We start from the raw sequence: 24,075 nt of genomic DNA, 5'->3' as shown, positions 1-24,075 counted from the left end.
AGAACGCGTCCCGGGCCCGGACTTCAGGGCCTCGGGGGGGGGGGGGGGCCCCCCCCCCCCCGCCGCCCCCCCCCCCCCCCCCGCCCCCCCCCCCCCCCCCCCCCCGCCACGAGGGACAACACGTTCAGGTATCGCACGGGAACCCCACCTCCGGTCGCACGCGGTGCTCGGTCACGGTCAGATCCGCGAAGTCCGAGGCCTCACGGGCCAGCTCGCGGACGGGACGGCCGTCGAGGTGGGCCCGCGGATCCATGAGGGCCCACGGTTCGAGCACGAACGCGCGTTCGTGGGCCCGCGGGTGCGGCAACTGCAAACGCGGATCGTCGCTGTGGACGTCCTCGAACCACACGACGTCCAGGTCCAGGGTGCGCGGCCCCCAGCGCACGTCACGCGTGCGACCGTGCTCGGCCTCGATGCTCTGGCACACCGCGAGCACCTCGAACGGCGTGAGCCGGGTACGCAGTTCCACGACCGCGTTGAGGTAGTCCGGGGAGTCCCGCGGTCCACCCACCGCGCGGGTCTCCACGACCGGTGAGCTCGCCGTGACACTGATCCCGGGTGTCGCGTCCAGCGTCCGCACGGCCTGCCGCAGCACCGTCAACCGCTCCCCCAGGTTCGCCCCCAGGGCCACAACACACCGGGCCGTCATCCGTCCGCGCCCGCCTCGTAGTGTCCTCGGCGGCGGTGGATGCTCACGGCCACGTCCGAGAACGTCACGTCGATCGGCGCCTTGGGTTTGTGGACCGTGACCTCGAGCTCGGCCACCGCGGAGAAATTCTCCACGAGCGCCCGCGCGATCTCCTCCGCGAGTGCCTCGATCAACTGGAACCGGGTCCCGATGATGATCTCCCGCACCATTTCCGCGACCTCCCCGTAGTGCACGGTGCGGGTGAGGTCGTCGCTGGTCCCGGCCGGTCGCAGGTCCACGTAGAGCACGAGGTCCACGAAGAACGGCTGACCGCTGCGGCGTTCCTTCTCGAACACGCCGTGGTAGCCCACCGCGCCCAGGCCGGTGAGGGTGATCCGATCGCGATGGTTCTTGTCAGGGGCGGGTGTGTTCATGGCGGGCTCAGTTTCCCATATCCCGGGGGTGCAGTACGGGCGGGGTGACGCCGCGCCACGCGTGAGCCGCGGCCACCGCGTCCACCGTGGTCGGGACGTCGTGAACGCGCACGGCCCAGGCTCCCCCGAACGCGGACAGTGCGCTGATGGCTGCCGTGGCCGTGTCCCGCTCATCCACGGGACGCGGTCCGTCCTGCGTGGCCAGCAGGGCGCCCACGAAGCGTTTACGGGACGCGGCGATCAGGACCTTGCCGAGACCGGTCAGCCGGGGCAGGGCGCGCAGCAGTTCCCAGTTCTGCTCCCCCGCCTTGGCAAAGCCGAGCCCCGGGTCCACAATCAGGTGCTCCGGGCGGATCCCCGCGGCGAGGCAGCGCTCCCGCAGCTGCTCGAGCTCGGCGAGCACCTCGGTCACGGTGTCGTCGTAGTCCGCGAGGGACGTCATGGTCTGGGGGGTCCCGCGCGAATGCATGAGCACGTACGGCACGCCCCGGCCCCCGGCCAGCTCGATCATGCGGGGGTCCAGGTTCGTCCCGGAGACGTCGTTGATGATGCGCGCCCCGGCATCCAGGGCGGCCTCGGCCGTGTCCGGGTGCAGGGTGTCCACGCTCACGACGACGCCGCGGTCGCTCAGTTCGCGGATCACGGCCAGCACGCGCCGCTGTTCCTCCCGCGGATCCACCCGTTCGGAGTCGGGCCGGGTGGACTCCCCGCCCACGTCCACGATGTCCGCGCCCTGTTCGGCGAGCAGTAGCCCGTGCGCCACCGCCGCGGCCTCGGTGTCGTGGCGACCGCCGTCACTGAACGAATCTGGGGTCACGTTGAGGATGCCCATCACGAGTGTGCGTCCGGTGGGCAGCGCGTCGAACGAACCCCAGCCAAGCGCGTGCCGAGCGGGCCCGGCATGGTGGGTCCGAACGCCGTCGGGCGAGCTCGCGGCGTCGTGCGGCGCGCTCATTGCGCGTGCCCCGCCTGGATCAGGTTCATGGCCTCGGCGCGGGTTGCCGGGTTACGCAGTTGACCGCGCACGGCCGACGTCACGGTCATGGCACCGGGTTTGCGAACCCCCCGCATGGACATGCACAGGTGCTCGCACTCGATCACCACGATCGCGCCGGCCGGGTGCAGGTGCTCGCTCAGGGCCTCAACAACCTGCGTGGTGAGCCGCTCCTGGACCTGGGGACGCTTGGCGTAGAGGTCCACGAGCCGCGCGAGCTTGGACAGGCCCGTGACCTTGCCTTCCGGACCCGGGATGTACCCCACGTGAGCGAGCCCGTGGAACGGCACCAGGTGGTGCTCGCACGTGGAGTAGAACGGGATGTCCCGCACAAGCACCATCTCGGAGTGGCCGATGTCGAAGGACGTGGCCAACAGGTCCGCGGGGTCCTGGTGCAGACCCGCGAAGACCTCGGCGTACGCGCGTGCCACCCGGGCCGGGGTGTCCCGCAGACCATCGCGGTCCGGGTCCTCCCCCACGGCCAACAGGATCTCGCGCACCGCGGCCGCGATCCGAGGTTGGTCGACCGTCGGATCGAGCTGGGGGGCATCGGCGTAGTCCGCGTAGGACCCCGACACCGGCTCGTGCGGATCGTCCTCGTGGGTGCCGTGCATCAGGGGTTCTCCCGCCGCACACCGCCCGGTTCCTGTCCGGACGGCCCGTCCGGGCCCGCGCCGGAGGCGTCGGCCCCCGGCTGTGGGTCCTGGTGCTCGGGCACCTCGAGCGGGTGTTCCGGCTTGGCGGCCACGGCCTGGTCCTGCGGTGCCATGGTGCTGGGGTCCTGGAGGTTCTTGCGGCGGGCCTCCTCCCGTTCGGCGGACGTGACCACCGGCGGGATGTCGGAGACCTCGCGCTCCTCCCCGGAAAGCCACACCGGGCGCAGGTCCCGCTTGGTGACGTCCCGGAAGATCTCCTGGATCTGGGCCTCGTTGAGGGTTTCCTTTTCGAGCAGCTCCAGGGCCAGGCGGTCCAGGACGGGACGGTTCTCGAGCAGGATCTGGTGTGCCTCGGTATGGGCCTGGTCGAGCAGTGCCCGCACCTCGTCGTCCACGACGGCCAGCGTGTGGTCCGAGTACTCCTTGGAGCCCGAGCCCATCTCGCGGCCCACGAACGGGTCCGAGTTGTCCCCGCCGATCTTGACCGAGCCGATCCGCGAGCTCATCCCGTACTGGGTGACCATCTTGCGCGCGGTGTCCGTGGCCTTCTGGATGTCGTTGGACGCACCCGTGGAGGGGTCGTGGAACACGATCTCCTCCGCCGCGCGACCGCCCATGGCGTAGGCCATCTGGTCCAACAGCTCGTTGCGGGTCGTGGAGTACTTGTCGTCCGAGGGCATCACCATGGTGTAGCCCAGCGCGCGGCCGCGCGGCAAGATCGTGATCTTGGTGACGGGGTCCGTGTTACGCAGTGCCGCGGCGACGAGCGCGTGGCCGCCCTCGTGGTACGCGGTGACCTTGCGCTCGAGTTCCTTCATCACGCGGGAACGCTTCTGCGGGCCGGCGATCACGCGGTCGATCGCCTCGTCCACCGCGCGGTCGTCGATCAGCTGCGCGTGGGAGCGGGCGGTCAACAGCGCGGCCTCGTTCATCACGTTCGCGAGTTCCGCACCCGTGAACCCTGGCGTGCGCTTGGCCACGGAGGCCAGGTCCACGTTGTTCGCGAGCGGCTTGTTCTGGGAGTGCACGCGCAGGATCTGCTCGCGGCCCTTCATGTCGGGGGCATCCACGCCGATCTGGCGGTCGAAACGGCCCGGGCGCAACAGCGCGGGGTCCAGGACGTCCGGGCGGTTGGTCGCCGCGATTAGGATCACGTTCGTGTTGGCGTCGAAGCCGTCCATCTCCACGAGCAACTGGTTCAGGGTCTGCTCGCGCTCGTCGTTGCCGCCGCCCATACCGGCACCGCGCTGGCGGCCCACGGCGTCGATCTCGTCCACGAACACGATGGCCGGGGCGTTCTCCTTGGCCTGCTGGAACAGGTCGCGCACGCGGGACGCACCCACGCCCACGAACATCTCCACGAAGTCGGAACCGGAGATCGAGTAGAACGGAACACCGGCCTCACCCGCCACGGCCTTGGCCAGCAGGGTCTTGCCGGTACCCGGAGGGCCGTAGAGCAGCACACCCTTGGGAACCTTGGCACCCACAGCGGTGAAGCGGTCGTGCTCCACCAGGAACTGCTTGATCTCGTCGAGCTCCTGGACGGCCTCGTCCGCGCCGGCCACATTCGCGAACGTGACCTCGGAGTTCTCCTTGTTGAACATCTTGGCCTTGGACCGGCCGAACTTCATGGCCTGCCCGCCGGTCTGCATGCGGGCGAAGATGAACCAGAAGATACCCAGGATGATCAGGAACGGGAGCAGGAAGCGTACGAGCGACAGGAACCAGTTGTTCTCCACGGGTTGGTCCGTGAAGCCGCTCAACTGGGCGTCGTTCATGGTCCGCACGACGTCTTCCGCGCGGGGCTGGACGTAGAAGAACTCCACGTCCTTACCGAGGTTCTGGCCGTCCCGGTTCAGATCGTCCCTGAGGCTGAGCTCCACCTTCTGCTCGCCGTCGTAGATCTTGGCCTCGTCGACCTTGTGGTCCCTGAGCAGTTCCAGACCCACGTTGGTGTCCACGCGGGACGACGTGGGGCTGAACACGCTGGCGCCCACGGGAACCAGGACCACAATGGCCAGCAGGATCCAGAAGAGTGGACCCTTGAAGAAACTCGTGGGTTTTTTTGCCGTGGCCAAGCCGTTGATCCTCCCATGGACGTGACACGTTTCGTCACGGCCCGCTCGTGCACCTGTCTCCATGGGGCGGAGGGGTGGGGAACGGTGGCCGTGACGTGTATGGCACAATCTATCGCTTCGAATGGCGCTGCGACGCCGTGCGTGCGGTCCGTTCTTTCACAGCGCACACGATTGGGCCACGGTACACGCCTCTGCCCGACATTGGCTGGGCGTGAGGGTCCGTGCGCGACTCACTCGTAAACGTGCGGTGCGAGCGTGGCGATGCAGTCCAGGTTGCGGTACTGCTCCGCGAAGTCCAACCCGTACCCCACCACGAACTCGTTGGGGATGTCCCAGCCCACATAGCGCACGTCGATGTCCGTCTTGGCGGCGTCGGGCTTGCGCAGCAGCGTGCAGATCTCCACCGAGGCGGGTCCGCGCGACTCCAGGTTGGTGCGCAGCCAGGACAGCGTGAGGCCCGAGTCGATGACGTCCTCCACGATCAGCACGTCCTTGCCGTGCAGGTCCGTGTCCAGGTCCTTGAGGATGCGCACCACGCCCGAGGACTTGGTGCCCGAACCGTAGGAGGACACCGCCATCCAGTCCATGGGGTACTGCCCCTCGAGCTCGCGCATGAGGTCCGCCATGACCATCACCGCACCCTTGAGCACCCCCACGAGCAGCACGTCCCGCCCGTGGTAGTCGCGGTCGATCTGCTGGGCGAGTTCATGGACCTTCTGCGCGATCTGTTCCTTGGTGAACAGGACGTTGCTCAGGTCGTCGTGGACGTGTTCGGCCTTCACTGTGCACTCCCGGGGTCGTTCGTGGGTGGACTTGTCTCCAGCGGGCGAGGTCCGCGCTCACCGCGCAGCTCGAGGCACCCTCGCGCATGGGTCGCGTCCGAGCGGTGCCGCCACGCTGCCACCTTACCCGCCATCTGCACCGGCCCGGCCGCCCCGTACCCGAGCGCGAACTGCTCGAGCGCGCTCAACCGTTCGAACGTGGGCGTCTCCCCGCCCGCGAGGACACATGCCTTCGCGAGCATGCGTCGGCGCAGTGCCGCCGGGGTCCCCTGGAGGACGGCACCGTCCAGCACGACCGACGAGCTGGACGACGCCGCGGGCACCAGGGCGGCGTCGAACGCCAGGGACGCCTGTTCGTCCAGGTAGTCGGCATCGGCGCCGAGTACCGACGCCGTGCGGGCCAATGCCCTGCCCACCCCCGGCCCCAGCTGGGACTCGAGATAGGGCAGGACCTCGTGGCGCACGCGTGCGCGGGTCAGTGCAGTGTCCGCGTTGGTGGGATCGTGCCATGGCGACAGCCCCTCGGCCGCGCACACCGTCTCGGTCTCGGCGCGCGTGACGTTGAGGAACGGACGCAGGTACAGCACGTCGTCGACATGATGCCGCTCGGGCATCCCGGACAGCGAGCGCGTTCCCGAGCCCCGGGCGAGGCCCAGCAACACGGTCTCCGCCTGGTCGTCCCGTGTGTGTCCGAGCAGGACGGCGGCAGCGCCGGTTCGGCGCGCGACGTCGCTGAGGGCGCCGTAGCGGGCGAGGCGCGCGGCCATCTCGGGGCCGTGGTGCTCGCGCACCACCGTGACCCGCTCGACCGCGACGGGCTCGAGGCCGAGCTCCCGCACGGTGCGCGCCGCGTCACGGGCCACCTCGGCCGAGCCCTCCTGAAGTCCGTGGTCCACCACGACGGCGCCCACCCGCACGCGGCCGCGCCGCGCGAGGTGCGCAGTCGCTGCGGCGAGCGCGAGGGAATCGGCGCCACCGCTGCATGCCACGAGCACGAGGGGCGGGCGGGGATCAGTGCCCGCCCCCGCGTGCTCGGTAGTTGTTTCCCGCGGGGTCGTCGAGGGGTCCGGACGCATCGGATCACGTGCGTCCGCTCCCCCGGCCGACGTCTCACGGGGTAGGTGGTCGACGGCGCGGGCCACCGCACGCCGGGCGCGGGCGACCACGGGATGGAGGCGACCGGCCCGTCCGTGCTGCACCCCGTCAGTCCTGGGCGGACCTGGCGCGCTGCGCCGTTTCCTCGGCCATCCCCAGGACCTTGCTCAGCACAGGGGTGGTGTCACCGAGCATGACCAGGGCGCGTTCCAGTTCCCCCACCGGAACCACCGAGGCGAGCGCGGACACGGCATCCGTGTCCGTGGTGATCCGCGTGCGGATCTGTGACGTGGACAGCACCGGTTGGGATGCCTCCACCCTGTTCAGGACGGCCTCCTGGTCCGAGGACCCTGCGCTGTCCTCGAGCATGACCAAGCGTTCGTAGACCGCAGGGTTACCGATCTTGATGCGTCTGCCGCTGATGAGTTGGGAGAGCATGGGCGCGGACAGGCCCAGGACCTGGGCCAGCCTGCGCTGCGTAATACCGTAGACCCCCACCACGGCGCCAAAACGCTCTGATAGCGGCTGACCGTACAGCCGGATCTGTTGATTGATGTTTTCAGAGCTCACACGGTCATCTTGGCACAGACAACCGGGGGAAAACCCGAGAGCACGTCCCGGACTCAGCCCAGGACGCGATCCATCCAGGCCTGCGGGTCGTGGATCTCCACCTCGGTGGGCAGGGTCTCGGGTGAGGTCCACACCGTGTTGAAGCGCTCCATGCCCGCACGCTCCACGATGTACTCCACGAACTTCTGGCCGTTGCTGTACTGGCGCATCTTGGCGTCCATGCCCAGCAGGGAACGAATGAACCGGTCCAGGGCGCCGTGGGTCGCGGAGCGGTCGTCGAAGCGGCGGCGGATGGTCTTCACGGAGGGCACGATGGACGAGTCCACGGCGTCCATGACGGCGTTGGCGTGACCCTCGAGCAGGGACATCACCGCCGTCACGTGGGAGACCGTGTCACGTTCGGCGTCCGTGAGCAGATGGGTCATGGGACCCAGACCCGCGTCCAGGCGGCCGGCGGAGCGGCCCGTGATCGACGCCGCGGCGGCGCGCAGGCGATCCCACGCGGAGGCATCCAACGAACCCAGGCGGGAGATCTGCTCGAGCATGTGATCGCGCAGCCACGGGGCCGCCGCGAACTGCACACGGTGGGTCTGTTCGTGCAGGCACACCCACAACCGGAAGTCCTCGGGGGCCACGTTGAGTTCGTGCTCGGTCCACAACACGTTGGGTGCCACGAACATGAGCCGGCCCCCGGGGTGGGAACGGGCCGCCTGTTCGGAGACGAGCCCGGCGTAGGGGTCGTACTGCCCCAGGACCTTGGCGGACAGGAAACCCACCAGGGCCCCCATCTCCGCGGCGATGGCCGTGGGCGCCACGCCCCGCAGGGCGGCGTCGAACGTGCCGGGGTCCTTGGCGTGCAACCGGTCGAAGACGGGCTGGACGAGCACGGAGAACGTCTGTGTGTTGGCCTTGGCCCAGCCCGCGCGGTCCACCACGAGCACGGTGGAGTCCCGCAGGTTCTCCGCGGCGTCCAGACGCGTGATCGCGTGGACGTGGTGCACCGATTCATGTGCGAAGTAGCGCAGGGACTCCACGGCGCGGGACATCTCACGCGGCCCGGGCGTGGGGCCCGGCGGGGTCAGTTTGGCAGCGATCTGGGCGGCTGCGTCCCAGTCCACGAGCGAACGACGTGTCAGTTCTTGGCTCATGCGCTCACTCAATCACACCCGGGCGGTCACGCGAATGGGCGGAGGCTGGAAACTCCCGGGGCACGGCGCGTTCCGCGAGTGGTCGGCTCACGCAGATCTCGCGAGCGCGGCCACCGTGCGATCCACGGTGTCCTTGGCCCGGGTGGTGTCCCCGCTGACCCCGTTGAGCACCAGGGAGTACACGAGCACGCTGCCGTCGGCGCGTTGCACGTACCCGGACAGCGCCACGACGTCCAGCAGGGTCCCGGTCTTGGCCCGGGTGACACCGCGCGCCGCGGCCTCCGCCGGGTCGTCGAAGCGCTCCGAGAGCGTTCCCTGGGCTCCCGCCAGTGGTAGCCCCCGGCCGTACGGACCGTAGCGGGGATCCGTGACCAGGGTGTCCACCGCGCGGGCGAGTGTGGTGGCGCTGACCCTGTCCTGCTGCGCCATCCCGCTCGCGTCCGCGGCCCGCAGGCCCTCGGTGTCGATCCCGTGCTCGGCCAGGGCGGCCGGGATCAGCTCTTGCACACCCGTCACGCTGCCCTCACGTCCGGAGGCCACCGCGGCGACCCGCGCGAGGCTCTCGGCGAGGGAATTGTCCGAGTGCGCGAGCATGTAGGCACTCTGTTCGGACACGGGCGCGGATGCCACGCGCGCGAGCCCCACGGCGTCCTCCGGGGCACTCGCGGCGCCTCCCACGGTGACGTTCACCCCGGCACCCAGGCGCTGTTCGAGCTGGCGCGCGAATTCTCGCGTGACCGCGGCCGCGGGGTTCTGGGGCCGTTCGCCGCGGGAGCCCGGGTCCGCGCCGTCCGCGGTGGGCACCCGGTGGGAATACAGGGCCACGGGCGCCACACGGGTGATCTCCCCGGCGGCGATGTCCTCCCCCTCCCACGCGGGGTTCAGCTCCGGTCCGGCGAACAGGTCCGTGTCCAGTTCCACGGTCCACTGCCCGGAGGCCGCGGCATCGGGATCGTCCTGTCGCAGTGCCTGCGCGGTGCGTTCCGCGAGCGTCCCCAGTCCCGCATGACCGTTGACCGCATCCGCCCGCCCCTCGCCCGGAGCGAGCAGGGTGTCACCACCGGCCACCAGGACGAGTTTCCGCGGCTGATCCCCCCGGACCACGGTGGTCTCCAGTCGTTCGTACGGGTCCACGGTCGCGGCCAGCGCCAGGGCGGTCAGCACCTTCTGGTTCGACGCCGGCACCATGGGCCGCTCCTGCGACCGCCCCGCGACCACGGTGTCCTCCCCCGCCACCGCCACGGCGGCTGCCACGGTTCCCGGGGCCCCGGTCAGACCCGCGTCCAGGGCCTCCGCCACGCCCTCGGCATCCACCGTCCCGGACGCTGCCGCCAGACCGGCTGCAGCGGGATCGGGCGACGCCGCGGCGTCGTCCGCGTCCTGCGCGTGCTGCCATGCCGGCCGTAGCTCCGCGACGACCGCTGGCACGGCGAATGTTGCCGCGACGAGCACCGCGAGCGCGAGCAGTGCACACGCGAGGGGCCAGGAGCGGCGACGCGCGGAGGTACTCGGTGGGGGTGCGGGCATGGCCCTCATTCTCCCGTACCCGCCCGACACGGACAACGCACCGAGCGCCGTCGTACACCGAACACCGGACCGCTATGGGCGGGCGCTGCCCTACGGCTCGGCCACGGCCGGTATCGTGGGAGCATCCGATCGAACGCGCGGCGGCTCGGCGCTGTCCCGCGCGGTGCCCGGGTGCGCGAACCGCCCGGCACACAGCACTACGACCCGAGGAGTTTGACCATGGAGCTTGACGTCACCATCGAGATCCCGCGGTATTCCCGCGTGAAGTACGAGATCGACCACGAGACCGGTCGACTCCGCCTGGACCGCGTACTCTTCACCTCCATGCAGTACCCCACGCACTACGGCTACTTCGAGAACACCCTGGGCGAGGACGGCGACCCGCTGGACGCCATGGTCATCCTGGACGTGGATGTGGTCCCCGGTGTGATCGTGGAGGCCCGGCCCATCGCCGTGTTCAACATGACGGACGAGGCCGGCGGGGACGCCAAGATCCTGTGCGTGTCCACGGACAAGCGCTACGACGAGATCCAGGGTCTCGAGGACGTCAACGAGTTCAAGCAGAAGGAGATCCAGCACTTCTTCGAGCGCTACAAGGACCTGGAGCCCAACAAGTGGGTCAAGGGCGAGGGCTGGGACGGCAAGGAGGCCGCGGAGCGGCTCATCGTGGAGGCCCAGCAGCGCTTCGAGCAGTCCCATTACGACAGCGCCGCGGAGGCCGAGCAGGACGACTGAGTCCGTCCCCCTCCACCCGGGGTCCCCGTGGTCGGTGTGCGCACCGAGCACGGGGACCTCACCTGTGCACACCGGCTCGGTGACGGTCACGCCCGGTGACTCCGCATCCCGCGCCCCTCGGAACCGCGGGCGCTTATGCCTGTCGGCGGGCCGTGGTGGGATGATCCTGCGGGACGCGGCCGCGAGAACCCGGTGGTCCCCTGCGCTTCGGAAAGGTGGTACCCGTGTTCGATCCGCACGCACGTGAACACGGGCACGTCTACGTCTTCCACGGCACCGAGTCCACGCAGGTCCTGGGCCCCGAGCACCTCATGGGTCAGGTGCGCACGCTGCTGTCGGCGGCCGGAACCGATCCGGCGCCCGAGCCGTCCCTGCACCCGGACATCGTCCCGCGCCCCTACACCTCGGAATCCCAGCAGGATCCCGGTGACCCGGCACCCGAACACTGGATGCACGTGCGTAGCACGGTCACGGAAGTCTCCGTGGACCTCGGGGCGGACGCCTTCTGGGACCGGGTGGACAAGGGCAGCTGGGCCACGTGGCAGGACCGCTGGCCCGATCCCCCGGGGGGACCGTTGTTCCCGCCCAGCGCACCGGACTGGCTCGTGCGCGCCCCGCGATGGGAACTCGATCCCCTGGCTCCGGCACTCGGCCCCGCGGCGTCGGGCGGGTGGGTACGCAGTCCCGCGCGGGCGTGGGGTTCCGGGGAGCCCGCGGTCCCCCGCGACCCCTCTGACCGGCCCGGTGATCCCGCCCGCCCGGAGCCCGGAGGCACCGGCGTGGGGCTGTTCCAGCTCACGGACCTCGAGTCCTTCTGGGTCTTCGCCCCCGAGGCGGACGTCGCGGACATCATGGCGCGCTGCGAAGCGCTCGCCACCGACCACCCCGCCTTCACGTGGCTCACCGGGTACTTCGACGCCCGGGACATCGCCGGGTCACTGCGGCTGCCGTCCCCGTGCCTGCCCATCCTGGAAGCGGACCTCGCGAGCGCGGGTTATGCCGTGGACACGTGGTGGTGACGCCGCAGCCACCCGCTCACACGAGCGGGCATTGACGTGTTCGACCGCTGACCCGGCCGCCGTTCCCCGACCGGGCACCGCCTCGGACGCCCATAGCGCGGGTACCCATTGGCCCAGGGCTCACTCGCACAGGCGCAACAGCGTCGCGGCCGCCGGACGGGCCTGCCACTCCTCGTTCCACAGGGAGCGCACCACGGCCTTGGACACCGCTTGGGGTGTGATCCCGAGCTGCTGGGCCACGGTCTTCTGCTGACCTCTGGCTCCGGGGACCAGCAGGTCCACCACGCGCCACTCGGCCTCGCTGCGCTCGCTCACGATCCGGCCCACGAGCTTGAGCACCGCCTGGGCCTGCTCCGCGGCCGTCGCGTCCACCGCGCTGACCCGCACGGCTGCCCGCTCGGTGTCACGGCCCGGTTGCGCAGCGAGGTGACCGTGGTTCATGCCCGGCCCCTCGGCGGTCACGGCCACGCGGCCGTCCTCGTGGTCCACGCGCGTGAGGAACACGTCCCCCACGCCGATGCCCACCGCATAGCGGTCCTCGCGCACGGCGATCATGGCCGCCGCGACCGCAGCGTGGGCGTCCTCGGTCAGACCGCGCACCTCACCCGGCGCCATGGGCTGGAACGGGGCGCGCGCGGGCACGTCACGCAGGCGCCGACACAGTTCGTGGTCCATGGCGGGGTCGGGGCGGGACGCGTCCGCCACACGCTGGGTCAGGGTCAGGACGAACACGGTTCCAGTATCGCAGTTCCGCACCGGGCAACCCGGCCACGACGCCGCGCATTTCCCGAACCGGACGTCCCGCTCAGAGCAGCGTGCGCAGGATGGCCGCGGCGCCGTCGTCGTACACGCTGCCGGTGACCTCGCGGGCGACCTGCTCGACCTCGTCCGGGGCCTGACCCATGGCCACACCGCGCGCGGCCCATTGCAGCATCTCGATGTCGTTACGCCCGTCCCCCATGGCCACGGTGTGCGCGGGGTCCACGTCCAGCTGCTTGCGGATCTGCTCCAAAGCGCTGGCCTTGGAGACGCCGTTCGCGGCGACGTCGAGCCACGAGGACCAGCCCACGGAGTAGGCGACGCCGTGCAGACCGGCCTGCTCGATGGCCTGGGCGAAGTCCCTGGGGGCGTCCGTGGCGCTGTAGACCACGAGCCGCACCGCGGGCATCTCGGAGAGCTCCTGAAGGTCCACGCCCACGGCCTCGATCCCGAAGGACGAGTCCTGGAAGCGTTCCGTCGAGTAGAACTGCCCATCCACGCCCTCGAGGGCGAACTTGGCGGTGGGCAGCTTGCTGGACAGCGCCCGTAGCGCGTTGGAGGGGTCGAAGCTCACGCGGTCGGTGATCTCGTAGCGCTGCTCGAGCTGCGGGTCCAATCGCAGGGTCACGCCCCCGTTGGAGCAGACCGCGAACCCGGAGTGGATGTGGCCCTGGCGGATCACGGGCAGCGTGGCGCCTTTGGAGCGGCCCGTGGCGATCACCACGTGGTGGCCGGCGCCCACGACGGCGCGCAGGGTGTCCTTCACGCCGCGGGACATGTGGCCGTCGTGGTCCACGAGGGTCCCGTCCACGTCCAGCGCCACGAGGTACCGGACGCCCTCTTCCCTGGTCCAGGAACTCGAACGGGGGGTCTGTATTTTCATGGGCGCGAACGCCGCTGCAGCACTCTGCGCCTTCTCCTCGGTGTGCCGGTCATCGATGCCGGCCTGGATATCAGTCATGACAGTCATGGTGTCACATCACCATCGATGCATGTCTTGCGATGGACCGCTCGGTGACGGGAGCGTGAAGTTCCCGGGCGATGTGCGTCACCCGACCGGGCGCAGGACCTCCTGGCCGCGCAGGTACGGGCGCAAGATCTCGGGGACGACCACGGAGCCGTCCTGTTGCTGATGAGTCTCGAGGATCGCCACGAGCCAGCGGGTCGTGGCGAGCGTCCCGTTGAGCGTGGCCACCGCGCGGGTCCCACCCTTCTTGGTCCTGCCCTGGGCGTCCGTGGTCTCAGGCAGGCGTTCCCGGATGTTGAGCCGGCGCGCCTGGTACGTGGTGCAGTTGGATGTGGAGGTCAGCTCACGGTACTTGCCCTGAGTGGGGATCCACGCCTCGCAGTCGAACTTGCGGGCCGCGGAGGTCCCGAGGTCCCCGGCCGCGGTGTCGATCACGCGGTAGCTCAGCCCACACGCCCGCAACATCTGCTCCTCCCACGCGAGCAACCGCTCATGCTCGGCGGCGGCGTCCTCGGGGTGGCAGTAGACGAACATCTCGAGTTTGTTGAACTGGTGCACGCGGATGATCCCGCGGGTGTCCTTGCCCGCGGAACCGGCCTCGCGGCGGTAGCACGAGGACCAGCCGGCGTAGCGCAGCGGCCCGTCGCTGAGGTCCAGGATCTCGTCCGCGTGGTAGCCCGCGAGCGCGACCTCGGACGTGCCCACGAGGTAGAGGTCGTCCTTGCCCACGCGGTAGATCTCGTCGTCGTGCTCCACGTCGAATCCCGTGCCGTTCATGATGGCCGGGCGCACCAGGTTGGGCGTGGACATGGGGATGAACCCGTTGTCCAGGGCGAGGTCCTGGGCCGCGAGCAACAGGGCCGTCTCGAGGCGGGCGACGTCCCGTTTGAGAAAGTAGAAGCGCGAGCCGGAGACCTTGGCCCCGCGTTCCATGTCGATCCCGTCCAGCAACTCCCCCAGCTCCAGGTGGTCCCGGGGTTCGAAGCCCTCGGCCTCGAAGTCGCGCGGGGTGCCCTCGGTGCGCAACAGGACGAAGTCGTCCTCGCCGCCGGATGGGATGCCCTCCACGATCAGGTTGGGGAACTGGGCCACGAGCTCCTGCTGGGTGAGCTGGGCGGCGTCTGCCTCCGCCTGGGCGGCCTTGACGTCCGCGGCGAGCTGCTTGACCTGGGCGAGCAACTGCTGCTTCTCCTCACCCTGGGCCTTGGCCACCTTCTTGCCGAACGCGTTCTGCTCCGCGCGCAGGGACTCGAAGTCGGTGATCGCCCCGCGCCGCCGGGAGTCCGCCTCCAGGATGCGGTCCACCAGTCCCGCGTCCGCCCCCCGGGCGGTCTGGGAAGCACGGTAGGTCTCAGGGTCGGCGCGCAGGTCGTTGATGTCGATCACCCGTCCAGGGTATCCAACGAAACGCACGGGTGCGCGATCCGACGTGGAGGCGGCGCCCGGCCCGCGCGCCAGTAGACTGGCCGCGTCCGACAGCCGCCTTTCGAACGATCCAGGAAGGGGACTCCCGTGCCGCAGCACACAGTGGAACCCCAGCGAGTGGCCGTGGTGATCAACCCCATCAAGGCCCAGGCAGACGCAGCACGGGACGCGGTGATCATCGCGTGCCGCAAGGGTGGTTGGGCGGATCCCGTCTTCTACGAGACAGAAGTGGACGATCCCGGGTTCTCCATGGCCCGCGGCGCCGTCGAGGAGGGCGCGGACGTCGTGCTCGCCGCGGGCGGTGACGGCACCATCCGTGCCGTGGGCGAGTCGCTGGCCGGCGGGGGCATCCCGCTGGGGCTCGTGCCGCTGGGCACCGGCAACCTGCTGGCGCGCAACCTCAAGGCGGACCTCGCGGACCCGCACCACTCCGTGGATGTGGCGCTGTTCGGGTCCCAGAAGGCCATCGACACTGTGGCCGTGCACCTCGAGACGGACGACGACCGCACCGAGGACCACCGCTTCCTGGTCATGGGCGGCGCGGGTTTCGACGCCCAGATCATGGCCGACACCAAGGACGACCTCAAGGACCTCGTGGGGTGGGCCGCCTACGGCGAAGCCGGCTTCCGGCACCTATTCAACCGGCCCCGCTGGGCGCGCTACAGCATCGACGACGGCCCCTGGGAGTCCAAGCTCGTGCGCTCCGTGATGGTGTGCAACTGCGGCGAACTCACCGCCGGGTTGATCCTGGTGCCGGAGGCCAAGATCGACGACGGCGTGCTGGACCTCGTGGTGATGACCCCGCGCTCGCTCGTGGGCTGGCTGGGCATGGTTGCCAAGGTCGCGTTCCGCCACCGCCACGAGCTGCCCGTGATCGACTACCGCAGCGGCAAGAAGGTCCGGGTGGAGTTCCACGAACCCATCGAGTACCAGGTGGACGGCGATCCCCTGGGGCGGATCAAGGCGTTCGAGACCACCATGCACCACAAGTCCCTGCAGGTCCGCGTGCCACCGACCCAGGCCGACTGATCCGCACGCGAACGGCCCGGTCCCTCCTCTCGGAGGGACCGGGCCGTTCGTTCATGCGGGCCTCAGGGCCGACGACGCCGCGCGGGCATCATGTGCCGCACGGGCGCCACGCCCTGCACAGGCGCCACGCACCGCGCCGGCTCAGACCGCGCCTGCGAGTCCGAAGATCACCGCGGCGATCGCGAAACCCAGCACACCAATGATGGTCTCGAGCACCGTCCAGGTCTTGAACGTGGTGCGCACGTCCATCTCCAGGAACCGGCCCACCAGCCAGAACCCGGAGTCGTTGACGTGGGAGAGCACCACGGAACCGGCGGCCACGGCCACGACCATGGCCGCGAGCTGCACCACGTTGTAGTCGGCGGCCAGCACCGCCGGGGCGATCAGACCCGCGGCCGTGGTCAGCGCGACCGTGGCGGAACCCTGCGCCACGCGCATGACCGCGGCGATCAGGAAGCCCGCGATGATCAGGGGGATGCCCAGGTCCGCGAGCACGTCCTCGAGGGCGTTGCCGATCCCGGAGGTGCGCAGCACACCGCCGAACATGCCGCCGGCGCCGGTGATCAGGATGACCGAGCACACGGGGCCCAGGGCGGACTCGAACGTCTTCTCGATCGCGGAACCGCTCACCCCTCGGGCCTTGCCGATGGTCAGCGCGGCGATGATGAGCGTGAGCGTCAGGGCGATGGGCGTCTCACCGATCGCGCGCAGCAGCTCGAACCACGCCTGGGACGAGGTCTCCTCGGAGACCGCTCCGGACTTGGCGAGCGTGCCCAGGCCGGTGTTGAGGAAGATCAGCAGCATGGGCAGCAGCAGCATGGCCACCACGGTGCCCACCGCAGGAGGGTTGCGGACGTCCTCGGCCTGGCCCAGGATCGCGGGGACCGGGAGCTTGATCCGGCGCCCCGAGAACTTGCCGAACAGGTAGGAGGAGACGTACCACGTGGGGATCGCGCAGATCAGGCCCACCAGGATGATGTAGCCCACGTTCGCCTCGAAGAACGTGGCGGCGGTGACCGGACCCGGGTGGGGCGGCAGGAACACGTGCATCACGGAGAACGCGCCCACGGCGGGCAGCGCGTACGTGAGCACGCTGCCGCCCAGTCGGCGTGCGACCGAGAAGACCACGGGCAGCATGACCACCAGACCGGCGTCGAAGAAGATGGGGAAGCCGAACAGTAGGGAGGCCACGCCCAGGGCCAGCGGTGCGCGCTTCTCCCCGAACGCGCGGATGAGCCGGTCCGCGAGCACCTGGGCGCCGCCCGAGGTCTCGAGCAAGCGGCCCAGCATGGCTCCCAGCCCCACGAGCAGCGCCACGCTGGCGAGCGTGTTACCGAAGCCGTAGAGCAGGACGGGCACCACCTGGGAGGTGGGGATGCCCGTGGCGAACGCCGTGAGCGCCGAGATGATGATCAGCGCGAGGAAGGCGTGCACGCGGAATGTGATGATCAGCACCAACAACACCGCGATGGCCGCCACCGCGATCAGCAGCAACGGCCCGGCTGTCAGTGTCTGGCTCCAGCCCTCGATCTCCATGGACGTCAATGTCCTTTCAGGTTGTTGACCCACGAACGGGCCTGGATGAAGGCGGCGTCGCTGTAGTGCTTGGCCACGTGGACCGCGCGCCCGTCGGCGCGGGGGTAGGACCCGAGGAATCGGGTGCGGGGGCAGATCCGGCGCACACCCATGAGGGCTTCGGAGACCCGGTCCTCCCGGATGTGGCCGTCGATGTCCACCGAGAAGAAGTAGTCGCCCAGGTGGGTGCCCGTGGGGCGGGACTCGATGCGGGTCAGGTTGACCCCGCGCGTGGCGAACTGCTCGAGGATCTCCAGCAGCGCCCCGGGACGGTCCTCCCACAGCGGGATCACCAGGGACGTCTTGTCCGCCCCGGTGGGCTCGGGCATGGGTGTATCTGGGCGGGCCACGAGCACGAAACGCGTGACCGCGTGCTCGTTGTCCCCGATGTCCTCGGCCAGCACGCTCAGCTCGGGGTGGCGCTGCACGACCACGGGGGAACACACGCCGGCGTCGTAGCCCAGGCCCTCGGTGCTCACCCCGCCCGTGCCGTCCAACATGTCCATGGCCGAGGCCGCCGTGGAGGACGCGGGGACGTAGCTCACGCCTGGGAGGTTCTGCTCGACCCAGCCGCGGATCTGCGCCCAGGCGTGACTGTGGGTCGCCACGGCGTGGACGTCGGACAGGCTCACGCCCGGCGGGGCCACGAGGACGAACTGGATGGGCACCAGGATCTCGCGCAGGATCCGCAGTTCGGCACCGAAGGAGACGTCGTCGAGCGTGGCGGTCACGCCGCCCTCCACCGAGTTCTCGATGGGCACCACGGCGGCGTCCACACGTTCCTCTCGAACGGCCGCGAGCGCGGCCGGGACGGAGCTCATGGGGGTGCACGCGGCGTCGTCGACCCCCGGGACCTGCCTCAGTGCCGCCTCGGTGAACGTGCCCTCGGGGCCCAGGAAGGCGTACTCACGAGCGCATGGCCCCGGGCCCACAGGACCCGAGGCCACGCCGGACAGTGCTGCGTTCACAGAACGCGCGCCGTTTCCCCGGTCTCGGACACGATGGGCTTCTCCGCGTCCGCCCACGCGCCCATGCCGCCCACCACGTTGACGGGGTCGTACCCGTACTGCGCGAGGTACGCGGTGGCGCGCAGCGAGCGGCCGCCGGAACGGCAGATCACGTAGACGTCCTGGTCCAGCGGGACCTCGTCCGTGCGCTCCGCGAGCTGCGACAGCGGCAGGTGCTGGGCACCGTCGATGTGCCCGGCATCCCACTCGTCCTGTTCGCGCACGTCCAGGATGGGTGCGCCCGCCGGGATCTCGTCCACGGTGGCGGACGGCAAGTTGTTCACGTTGTCCATGGCGTCCCTCGTCGTTCGACTGCTCAGTTCACTCGGACCCCCACCATAGCGGCAGGGCGCGGTGTTCGGCGCCGACGGCGCGGGGTGCCGCGGGCGACGTCGCTCAGCGCACGTCGGTGCCGGTCTTGTCGTGCTCGGACGGGTGCGAGCGCCCCAGCTCGGACAGGCCGTGCTTGGCCACGTGACGCGTGGAGATCTCGTAGCCGATGTCGGTGCCCACGAGGATCACGATGCCCGCGATGAGGCTGTAGTACCAGTGCGGGTTGGTCATGTCGAACATGATGTACAGGCTCAGCAGGATCAGGAACGCGAGGCACACGTAGTTGGTCACGGGAGCGTCGGGCAGCTTGAAGGACACGCCGCGCGCCTGACCGTGGGCCGCGAGGTTGCGCAGCGAGCGGGCGCACGCGTACAGCGTGGCGTTCACGCGTGAGAACGCGCTCGTGACCACCGGTTCCCAGAACGGTCTGGACACCCTCGCCCGCGTGATGATCGATCCGGGGGTACGTCATCCTCGCGGAAGCGCCTTCCTACTCGGGCGCCATGGCCGTGTTCGCGGGCGCCCAGGCGGAGGTCGTCCACGTGGCGATCGACCACGAGGGGCTGACCCCGGACGAACTCGAGGAGACCATCGAGGAGCTCGAGTCCCAGGACCGGGGCATCAAGTTCCTGTACACCATCCCGAGTTTCCAGAACGCGGGCGGGACCATGATGCCGCAGCAGCGCCGCGACCGGATCTGTGAGGTCCGCGCCGCGCACCCCGTGCTGATCGCGGAGGACAACCCCTATCGCCTGCTGGGCTTCGAGGGTCAGACTGCCCGTGCCATGCGCGCGGACGACGAGAACGTGGTCTACCTGGGCTCGGCGTCCAAGATGTTCACGCCGGGTCTGCGCGTGGGCTGGACCGTGGCCCCCGATTCGCTCGCCACGATCCTGTGTCTGCAGAGCGAGGCCCCTGTGCTCAGTCCCTCGGCCTTCGCTCAGGAAGTGGTCGCCGGGTGCCTCGAGAAGTACGACTGGCGTTCCGTGCTGGACGAGTACCGCGTGCTGTACGGCAAATGGGCCCAGACCCTGATGGACGCGTTCGACGAGCACATGCCCGACGGTGTGACCTGGACCCGCCCCGAGGGCGGCTTCTACTCGTGGATCACCCTGCCGCAGGACGTGGACTCCTACGACCTGTGCATGGAGGGCATCGACAAGGGTGCGGAGATCTTCACCACCACCCTGAAGAAGGCCATGAACGCCTGATCGGTTCGCCCGAACGCCACGGCGCCGGTGTCAACAATTCTGTGGCCCGGCGCCGTCGTTCTGCCGGGCCGTATCCGCTGCGACCTAGACTGATGGATCGAGGACCGCGGTTGCCCGATCCTTGCACCCCGCTTCGTGGGGGCGCCGTCGCGGGGGTCGGCGCACCATCACACAACTGTGTCGGCGCCGGGGCCGGCCGTTAGGAGCCCGTTCCATGTTCCGCCTCTTCCACAACGCCACGGTGCACGCCATGAATCCGGCCACCGGATGGACTCCCCAGGCCCAGTGGCACTCCCACGACATGCCCCATCCGGACGCCATCCTGACCTCCGACGACCGCATCGTGGCCGTGGGCGACTACCAGCGGCTCAAGGACCTCGCGCCGCTCGGCACCGAACGTACCGATCTCGGCGGCACCTACGTGCTCCCAGGCATGGGCGACGGCCACATCCACTCGGCCATGTACTCCCGCTCCCTCATCGAGCCGGACATGCGCCACTGCACGTCCCTGGAGTCCGCGCTCGAGGTGCTACGCCCGTTCGTGGAGCGAGGCATGGCGGACGAGTCCATCACGTGGATCTTCGGCGGGCAGTGGAACGTCAACGCGTGGGACGTCCCCGAGCTGCCGGACCGCCACGCGCTGGACACCGTGGCCCCGGACATCCCCGTGGCCCTGGGGTCCCTGGACTGGCACACCCTGTGGTTGAACTCCAAGGCGCTGCAGGAGCTGGGCCTGGACCGGAACGTCAAGGACCCTGACGGCGGCGAGTTCGTGCGGGACGAGCACGGTGAGCTCACCGGCGTGATCCGGGAGGCTGCGGCCATCCCCATCCGGGACGGGCTCATGCAGTCGGACGTCTCCGGCAACATCGACGACTACCTGCCCCTGGGTCAGCGTGAGCTGCTCAAGCGGGGCATCACATCCATCCACGACATCGACGGCGCGGACTGCCTGTACGCGTACCAGAAGCTGCGCGAACGCGGCGAGCTGGACATCCGCATCCACAAGGTGCTGCACCAGGAACAGGTCCACGACTTCATCCGGCGCGGGATCCGCACGGCCTCCGGGGACGAGTGGATCTCGATCGGCCCGCTCAAGCTCTTCGCGGACGGCGCCCTGGGCTCGCACACGTGCCACATGTCCGAGGCGTGGCCGGGCACCGAGAACCACGGCATGACGGTCACGTCCCCGCACGAGCTCGAGCACTGGATCGGTCTGGCGGCGTCCGCCGGGATCGCCACGGCCGTCCACGCGATCGGTGACCAGGCCACCACGGAGGTGCTGGACGCGTTCGCCAAGAGTCAGTCGATCGCCCGGGTCTTCGGCCTGCGCCAGCGCGTGGAGCACGCCCAGTACATGAAGCGCTCGGACGTCCCCCGGTTCCGTGAGCTGGGAGTCACCGCGTCCATGCAGCCCATGCACTGCACGGCGGACATCCCCATGAACGACTTCCTGTCCGAGCGCGACCTCGTAGCCTACGGGTGGAACAGTCTGCGCGAGGCCGGCGTCGAGCTCGTGTTCGGTTCCGACGGCCCCGTAGAGGACCCCAACCCGTTCCAGGGCATCCACGCGGCCATCACCCGCACACGGGACGGCGCGCCCGAGGGCGGGTGGCAGCCCCACGAGCGGCTCCCGCGCGCCGAGACCGTGTACTACTACACCCACGCGGTGGCCCGCGCGTCCTACGAGGAGAACCTCAAGGGCTGCCTGGCCCCGGGGATGCTCGCGGACTTCGTGAGCGTGGACCGCGACATCTTCTCCGAGGACGCCGAGGTCGTGAAGGACACCGTGGTCGAGGCCACCGTGGTGGGCGCCCAGATCCGCTACCAGCGCGCGGACTGACAGCGCGGGGCACAACGACGACGCTCACCCACGTCCCACGGGCGACGTCGCCCGCGTGCGTCCCCGGGCGACGTCGTCCGGGCGGGCGACCCTGCGGCGTCGTACCCCGCGACCGCGCAGACCGACCGCGCGCTCAGCTCAGGTGCAGGTGAGGGGCCACGAAGGTCCTGGTGGCGTTACGTTCGTTCTCCAGGACCCAGCCCATGCGCTTGAGCGGGCGCAGGGAGATCACCGATTCCTGGATCTCCACGTCCGAGACGAGACTCTGGATGGCCTGCTCGGCCTCGATGATCTCCCCCACGGAGGAGAGCCACATGACCACCATCATGTTGGAGCGCCCCGTGATGGAAGAGACCACGCGGGTGCGTGGGTCCTTCGCGAGTGCCTCGGCCGCGTCCTCGTGCCGATAAGCATTCAAACGCATGAACCACTGCGCGGTCACAGGGGAGGACGAGAGCCCCTGCACCAGGTCGCAGCGGATGCTCAACAGCCCGGAGGCCAGGACCTTCTGCAGGTAGCGCCGGGCCGTAGCCGGGTGCAGCCCCGTGCTGCGGGCGATCTCCGCGGCGCTCGCGCGGCCGTCACGCATGAGGGCCTCGATCACCGGGCGCTGGTCCTCCCCGAGCGCGGTGGTTGAGGTGGGCAGGGCGGCCTGTTCGGCGGAGGTCCACGCCTGGGCCGCGGCACGCTGCTCGTCGCTGAGCTGGTCCAGTCGCCACTTGTCGCCCGCTCGGTGCAGGCGTGACGAGAGCATGAGCTGCACCTTGGCCACGCCCGGCACCTGCGAGATCTGTCCCTCCACGAAACGGGACAGCGATTCCAGGTCGTGACTGAGCACGGTCAACCCCAGGTCCGGGGACGGCGCGAACGCCTCCACGGAGATTACCTCGGGCATCGCGGTGAAAGTGTCCACCACGTGAGCCCAGCCCCCCGGATCGCACGAGATCTCGATGAAGCTGAGCTGGTTGCGGGTGTCCGAGAGGTTGACCTGCGCCGTGATCCACGCGATGCCCGAACGTTCCAGCTTCTCCCACCGGCCGGCGAGCGTGGTGGCGTGCGCGCCCAGGATCTCGGCCGCCTCCCCCCACGTGATGCGCGGCGCCCACTGCAGCAAACTGATCAGTTCCTGATCCTGGGGGGAGAGCTCGCTCTTGATGTGGCCGTTGCTCAGCATGGGTCCTCTGTTTCCTGGGCTCGTGGCACGGGTGGCGGCGCGGGCGGTGCCGTTCAGCCGTCCCAGGATGGCGGCATGCGACCCGTGGGACGGACGTACTCCCGGGCCCGACCGCGGCTCCCAACGCCCCATGATGAGTGCGAGGACCGTCCGGTGCCAAGTCGTAACCGAGACGTTCGGACACCCGAGTTGAAATAAGATCGATTCAAGCAACCCAAAATTGTAGAAATTTATGTCATACAGTTGGTTATTTGTATCACATCATGCAGAGCGGCTAGCACGCTGCATGACTGTTGCCCGCAGTGACGACTTGACAGGGCTGATCTGACCCGCCCTCACCTCTCAGGATGCACGACATGTCTACTTCCGCTGCTTCCTCTGAGATAGCCACCGAGACCAACCTCGGCGGCCCGGCGGTCTCCTCCAGGAAAACACTCATCCACGCCGGTATCGGCAACGCGCTCGAGTGGTACGACTGAAGCATCTACGCAACGTTCTCCATCTACTGCGCGTGTGAGATCTTCAACCCCCAGGCCACCGCCCTGCAGGCGAGCCTGTTGGCCAACGTGGTCCTGATCATTCCCTGCCGTTGTGGGGCAAGCTCTCCGACATCTGGGGCCGGCGTCCGTCGCTGATCATCGGCAATCTGGTGCCGCTGCTGCTGTTCTTCCCGCTCAACGCCATGGTGGGCCAGATGTTCCTCTCCCTGTTCCTGCCCGCCACGAGCGTACGCACCGTGGGCGTGGCCTTCCCGTACGCGGTAGCCGTGGCCATCTTCGGCGGCCCCGCCCCGTACCTGCAGAACTGGATCAGCACGCAGTACTCGGCGGGCATGTTCTCGCTGCACATGGGCCTGCTGCTGGTGGTCTCCACCGTGGTTGCCTCCATCCTGCCCGAGACCAAGGCCAAGGACCTGCGGCACTAGGGTCCGCCTTCTCCCGGTACGACGTCGCCCCCCCCCCCCCCCCGGGGGGGGGGGGCCGTCGTCGGACAGGGCCGGGTCCCGGATGTGGAACCCGGCCGCGCGGGAATTACTTCTTGGGGGGTTGACCAGCGTGTTTTTTTGGGAAGAAAGCAATGCCCACC

The 24,075-nt window shown here is 69.5% G+C and carries 25 protein-coding genes; 7 read left to right on the top strand and 18 right to left on the bottom strand.

Annotated features, from left to right (window positions below):
* Positions 1 to 124 precede the first annotated feature (124 nt).
* The 10 genes from folK to dacB form a co-directional block, all read right to left on the bottom strand.
* Positions 125 to 649, bottom strand: a complete 525-nt coding sequence (gene folK, locus A5728_RS12505) for a 2-amino-4-hydroxy-6-hydroxymethyldihydropteridine diphosphokinase (RefSeq protein ID WP_064847376.1) — start codon at positions 647 to 649, stop codon at positions 125 to 127.
* Positions 646 to 1,062 (bottom strand): dihydroneopterin aldolase, encoded by a 417-nt coding sequence (folB, locus tag A5728_RS12500; protein WP_064847375.1) that lies wholly within the window; start codon positions 1,060 to 1,062, stop codon positions 646 to 648. Before folB ends, folK begins: the two co-directional genes overlap by 4 nt.
* A gap of 7 nt (positions 1,063 to 1,069) precedes the next feature.
* Positions 1,070 to 2,017 carry a dihydropteroate synthase gene (gene folP / locus A5728_RS12495; RefSeq protein ID WP_082943471.1) on the bottom strand — a complete coding sequence of 316 codons (948 nt, stop codon included), beginning with the start codon at positions 2,015 to 2,017 and terminating at the stop codon, positions 1,070 to 1,072.
* Entirely contained in the window at positions 2,014 to 2,670 is a 657-nt protein-coding gene (gene folE, locus A5728_RS12490; RefSeq protein WP_082943470.1) for a GTP cyclohydrolase I FolE, read from the bottom strand. The genes folP and folE overlap by 4 nt, the downstream gene beginning before the upstream one ends.
* Positions 2,670 to 4,790: an ATP-dependent zinc metalloprotease FtsH gene (ftsH, locus tag A5728_RS12485; protein ID WP_064847374.1), complete on the bottom strand. Its 2,121-nt coding sequence runs from the start codon at positions 4,788 to 4,790 to the stop codon at positions 2,670 to 2,672. The genes folE and ftsH overlap by 1 nt, the downstream gene beginning before the upstream one ends.
* A 230-nt stretch (positions 4,791 to 5,020) precedes the next feature.
* On the bottom strand, positions 5,021 to 5,572 hold the full coding sequence (gene hpt, locus A5728_RS12480) for a hypoxanthine phosphoribosyltransferase (protein ID WP_064847373.1): 552 nt from the start codon (positions 5,570 to 5,572) through the stop codon (positions 5,021 to 5,023).
* On the bottom strand, positions 5,569 to 6,771 hold the full coding sequence (gene tilS / locus A5728_RS12475) for a tRNA lysidine(34) synthetase TilS (protein ID WP_064847372.1): 1,203 nt from the start codon (positions 6,769 to 6,771) through the stop codon (positions 5,569 to 5,571). The genes hpt and tilS overlap by 4 nt, the downstream gene beginning before the upstream one ends.
* Positions 6,772 to 6,775: 4 nt before the next feature.
* A complete protein-coding gene (locus A5728_RS12470; protein ID WP_064847371.1) occupies positions 6,776 to 7,237 on the bottom strand; it encodes a hypothetical protein in 462 nt (153 codons plus the stop codon).
* 53 nt (positions 7,238 to 7,290) lie between these two features.
* Complete coding sequence (locus A5728_RS12465; protein WP_064847370.1) at positions 7,291 to 8,385, bottom strand: zinc-dependent metalloprotease; 1,095 nt, start codon at positions 8,383 to 8,385, stop codon at positions 7,291 to 7,293.
* 87 nt (positions 8,386 to 8,472) lie between these two features.
* On the bottom strand, positions 8,473 to 9,912 hold the full coding sequence (dacB, locus tag A5728_RS12460) for a D-alanyl-D-alanine carboxypeptidase/D-alanyl-D-alanine-endopeptidase (protein WP_064847369.1): 1,440 nt from the start codon (positions 9,910 to 9,912) through the stop codon (positions 8,473 to 8,475).
* Positions 9,913 to 10,131: 219 nt separating this feature from the next.
* On the opposite strand from dacB, the gene A5728_RS12455 reads away from it, so the two are divergent.
* Together A5728_RS12455 and A5728_RS12450 are read left to right on the top strand one after the other, a co-directional pair.
* Complete coding sequence (locus A5728_RS12455; RefSeq protein ID WP_035959224.1) at positions 10,132 to 10,647, top strand: inorganic diphosphatase; 516 nt, start codon at positions 10,132 to 10,134, stop codon at positions 10,645 to 10,647.
* 224 nt (positions 10,648 to 10,871) lie between these two features.
* Positions 10,872 to 11,666 (top strand): hypothetical protein, encoded by a 795-nt coding sequence (locus A5728_RS12450; RefSeq protein ID WP_231885649.1) that lies wholly within the window; start codon positions 10,872 to 10,874, stop codon positions 11,664 to 11,666.
* A gap of 120 nt (positions 11,667 to 11,786) precedes the next feature.
* Here A5728_RS12450 and A5728_RS12445 read toward each other — a convergent pair whose 3' ends face one another.
* From A5728_RS12445 to serS, 3 genes are all read right to left on the bottom strand, one after another.
* On the bottom strand, positions 11,787 to 12,398 hold the full coding sequence (locus A5728_RS12445) for a hypothetical protein (RefSeq protein ID WP_064847367.1): 612 nt from the start codon (positions 12,396 to 12,398) through the stop codon (positions 11,787 to 11,789).
* Positions 12,399 to 12,471: 73 nt separating this feature from the next.
* Complete coding sequence (locus tag A5728_RS12440) at positions 12,472 to 13,386, bottom strand: HAD family hydrolase (RefSeq protein WP_082943469.1); 915 nt, start codon at positions 13,384 to 13,386, stop codon at positions 12,472 to 12,474.
* Between the two features lie 87 nt (positions 13,387 to 13,473).
* The gene (serS, locus tag A5728_RS12435; RefSeq protein WP_064847366.1) at positions 13,474 to 14,778 is read right to left on the bottom strand and encodes a serine--tRNA ligase; all 1,305 of its coding nucleotides are present in this window, start codon (positions 14,776 to 14,778) and stop codon (positions 13,474 to 13,476) included.
* A gap of 126 nt (positions 14,779 to 14,904) precedes the next feature.
* Here serS and A5728_RS12430 point away from each other — a divergent pair, with 126 nt between their 5' ends.
* Positions 14,905 to 15,846 carry a diacylglycerol kinase family protein gene (locus A5728_RS12430; protein WP_064847365.1) on the top strand — a complete coding sequence of 314 codons (942 nt, stop codon included), beginning with the start codon at positions 14,905 to 14,907 and terminating at the stop codon, positions 15,844 to 15,846.
* 141 nt (positions 15,847 to 15,987) lie between these two features.
* Here A5728_RS12430 and A5728_RS12425 read toward each other — a convergent pair whose 3' ends face one another.
* The 4 genes from A5728_RS12425 to A5728_RS12410 all read right to left on the bottom strand — a co-directional run bounded on the left by A5728_RS12425 (position 15,988) and on the right by A5728_RS12410 (position 19,196).
* Positions 15,988 to 17,382 carry a GntP family permease gene (locus A5728_RS12425; protein WP_064847364.1) on the bottom strand — a complete coding sequence of 465 codons (1,395 nt, stop codon included), beginning with the start codon at positions 17,380 to 17,382 and terminating at the stop codon, positions 15,988 to 15,990.
* A 5-nt stretch (positions 17,383 to 17,387) separates the two neighbouring features.
* Positions 17,388 to 18,389, bottom strand: a complete 1,002-nt coding sequence (pheA, locus tag A5728_RS12420) for a prephenate dehydratase (protein ID WP_064847363.1) — start codon at positions 18,387 to 18,389, stop codon at positions 17,388 to 17,390.
* A complete protein-coding gene (locus A5728_RS12415) occupies positions 18,386 to 18,721 on the bottom strand; it encodes a rhodanese-like domain-containing protein (protein WP_064847362.1) in 336 nt (111 codons plus the stop codon). The genes pheA and A5728_RS12415 overlap by 4 nt, the downstream gene beginning before the upstream one ends.
* Positions 18,722 to 18,824: 103 nt before the next feature.
* Positions 18,825 to 19,196, bottom strand: a complete 372-nt coding sequence (locus A5728_RS12410; RefSeq protein WP_064847361.1) for a hypothetical protein — start codon at positions 19,194 to 19,196, stop codon at positions 18,825 to 18,827.
* Between the two features lie 68 nt (positions 19,197 to 19,264).
* Between A5728_RS12410 and A5728_RS12405 the strand changes: the two genes are divergently transcribed.
* Together A5728_RS12405 and A5728_RS12400 are read left to right on the top strand one after the other, a co-directional pair.
* Positions 19,265 to 19,972, top strand: coding sequence for an aminotransferase class I/II-fold pyridoxal phosphate-dependent enzyme (locus tag A5728_RS12405; RefSeq protein ID WP_064847360.1), 708 nt, complete (start codon positions 19,265 to 19,267; stop codon positions 19,970 to 19,972).
* A 214-nt stretch (positions 19,973 to 20,186) separates the two neighbouring features.
* On the top strand, positions 20,187 to 21,815 hold the full coding sequence (locus tag A5728_RS12400) for an amidohydrolase (protein ID WP_064847359.1): 1,629 nt from the start codon (positions 20,187 to 20,189) through the stop codon (positions 21,813 to 21,815).
* Between the two features lie 133 nt (positions 21,816 to 21,948).
* Here the strand turns inward: A5728_RS12400 and A5728_RS12395 are convergent, their stop codons facing one another.
* The gene (locus A5728_RS12395) at positions 21,949 to 22,989 is read right to left on the bottom strand and encodes an Lrp/AsnC family transcriptional regulator (RefSeq protein WP_064847358.1); all 1,041 of its coding nucleotides are present in this window, start codon (positions 22,987 to 22,989) and stop codon (positions 21,949 to 21,951) included.
* Between the two features lie 356 nt (positions 22,990 to 23,345).
* On the opposite strand from A5728_RS12395, the gene A5728_RS14995 reads away from it, so the two are divergent.
* Both A5728_RS14995 and A5728_RS12390 read left to right on the top strand, forming a co-directional pair.
* Positions 23,346 to 23,468 carry a hypothetical protein gene (locus A5728_RS14995; protein ID WP_255359901.1) on the top strand — a complete coding sequence of 41 codons (123 nt, stop codon included), beginning with the start codon at positions 23,346 to 23,348 and terminating at the stop codon, positions 23,466 to 23,468.
* A 110-nt stretch (positions 23,469 to 23,578) separates the two neighbouring features.
* Positions 23,579 to 23,914, top strand: a complete 336-nt coding sequence (locus tag A5728_RS12390; RefSeq protein WP_064847357.1) for a hypothetical protein — start codon at positions 23,579 to 23,581, stop codon at positions 23,912 to 23,914.
* The last annotated feature ends 161 nt before the right edge of the window (positions 23,915 to 24,075 follow it).

Origin of the sequence: Kocuria sp. ICS0012 (assembly GCF_001665945.1) — a bacterium.
GTDB lineage: Bacteria > Actinomycetota > Actinomycetes > Actinomycetales > Micrococcaceae > Kocuria > Kocuria marina.
Note: the sequence above shows the minus strand (reverse complement) of the source record. Positions and strands in the feature narration are given on the sequence as shown.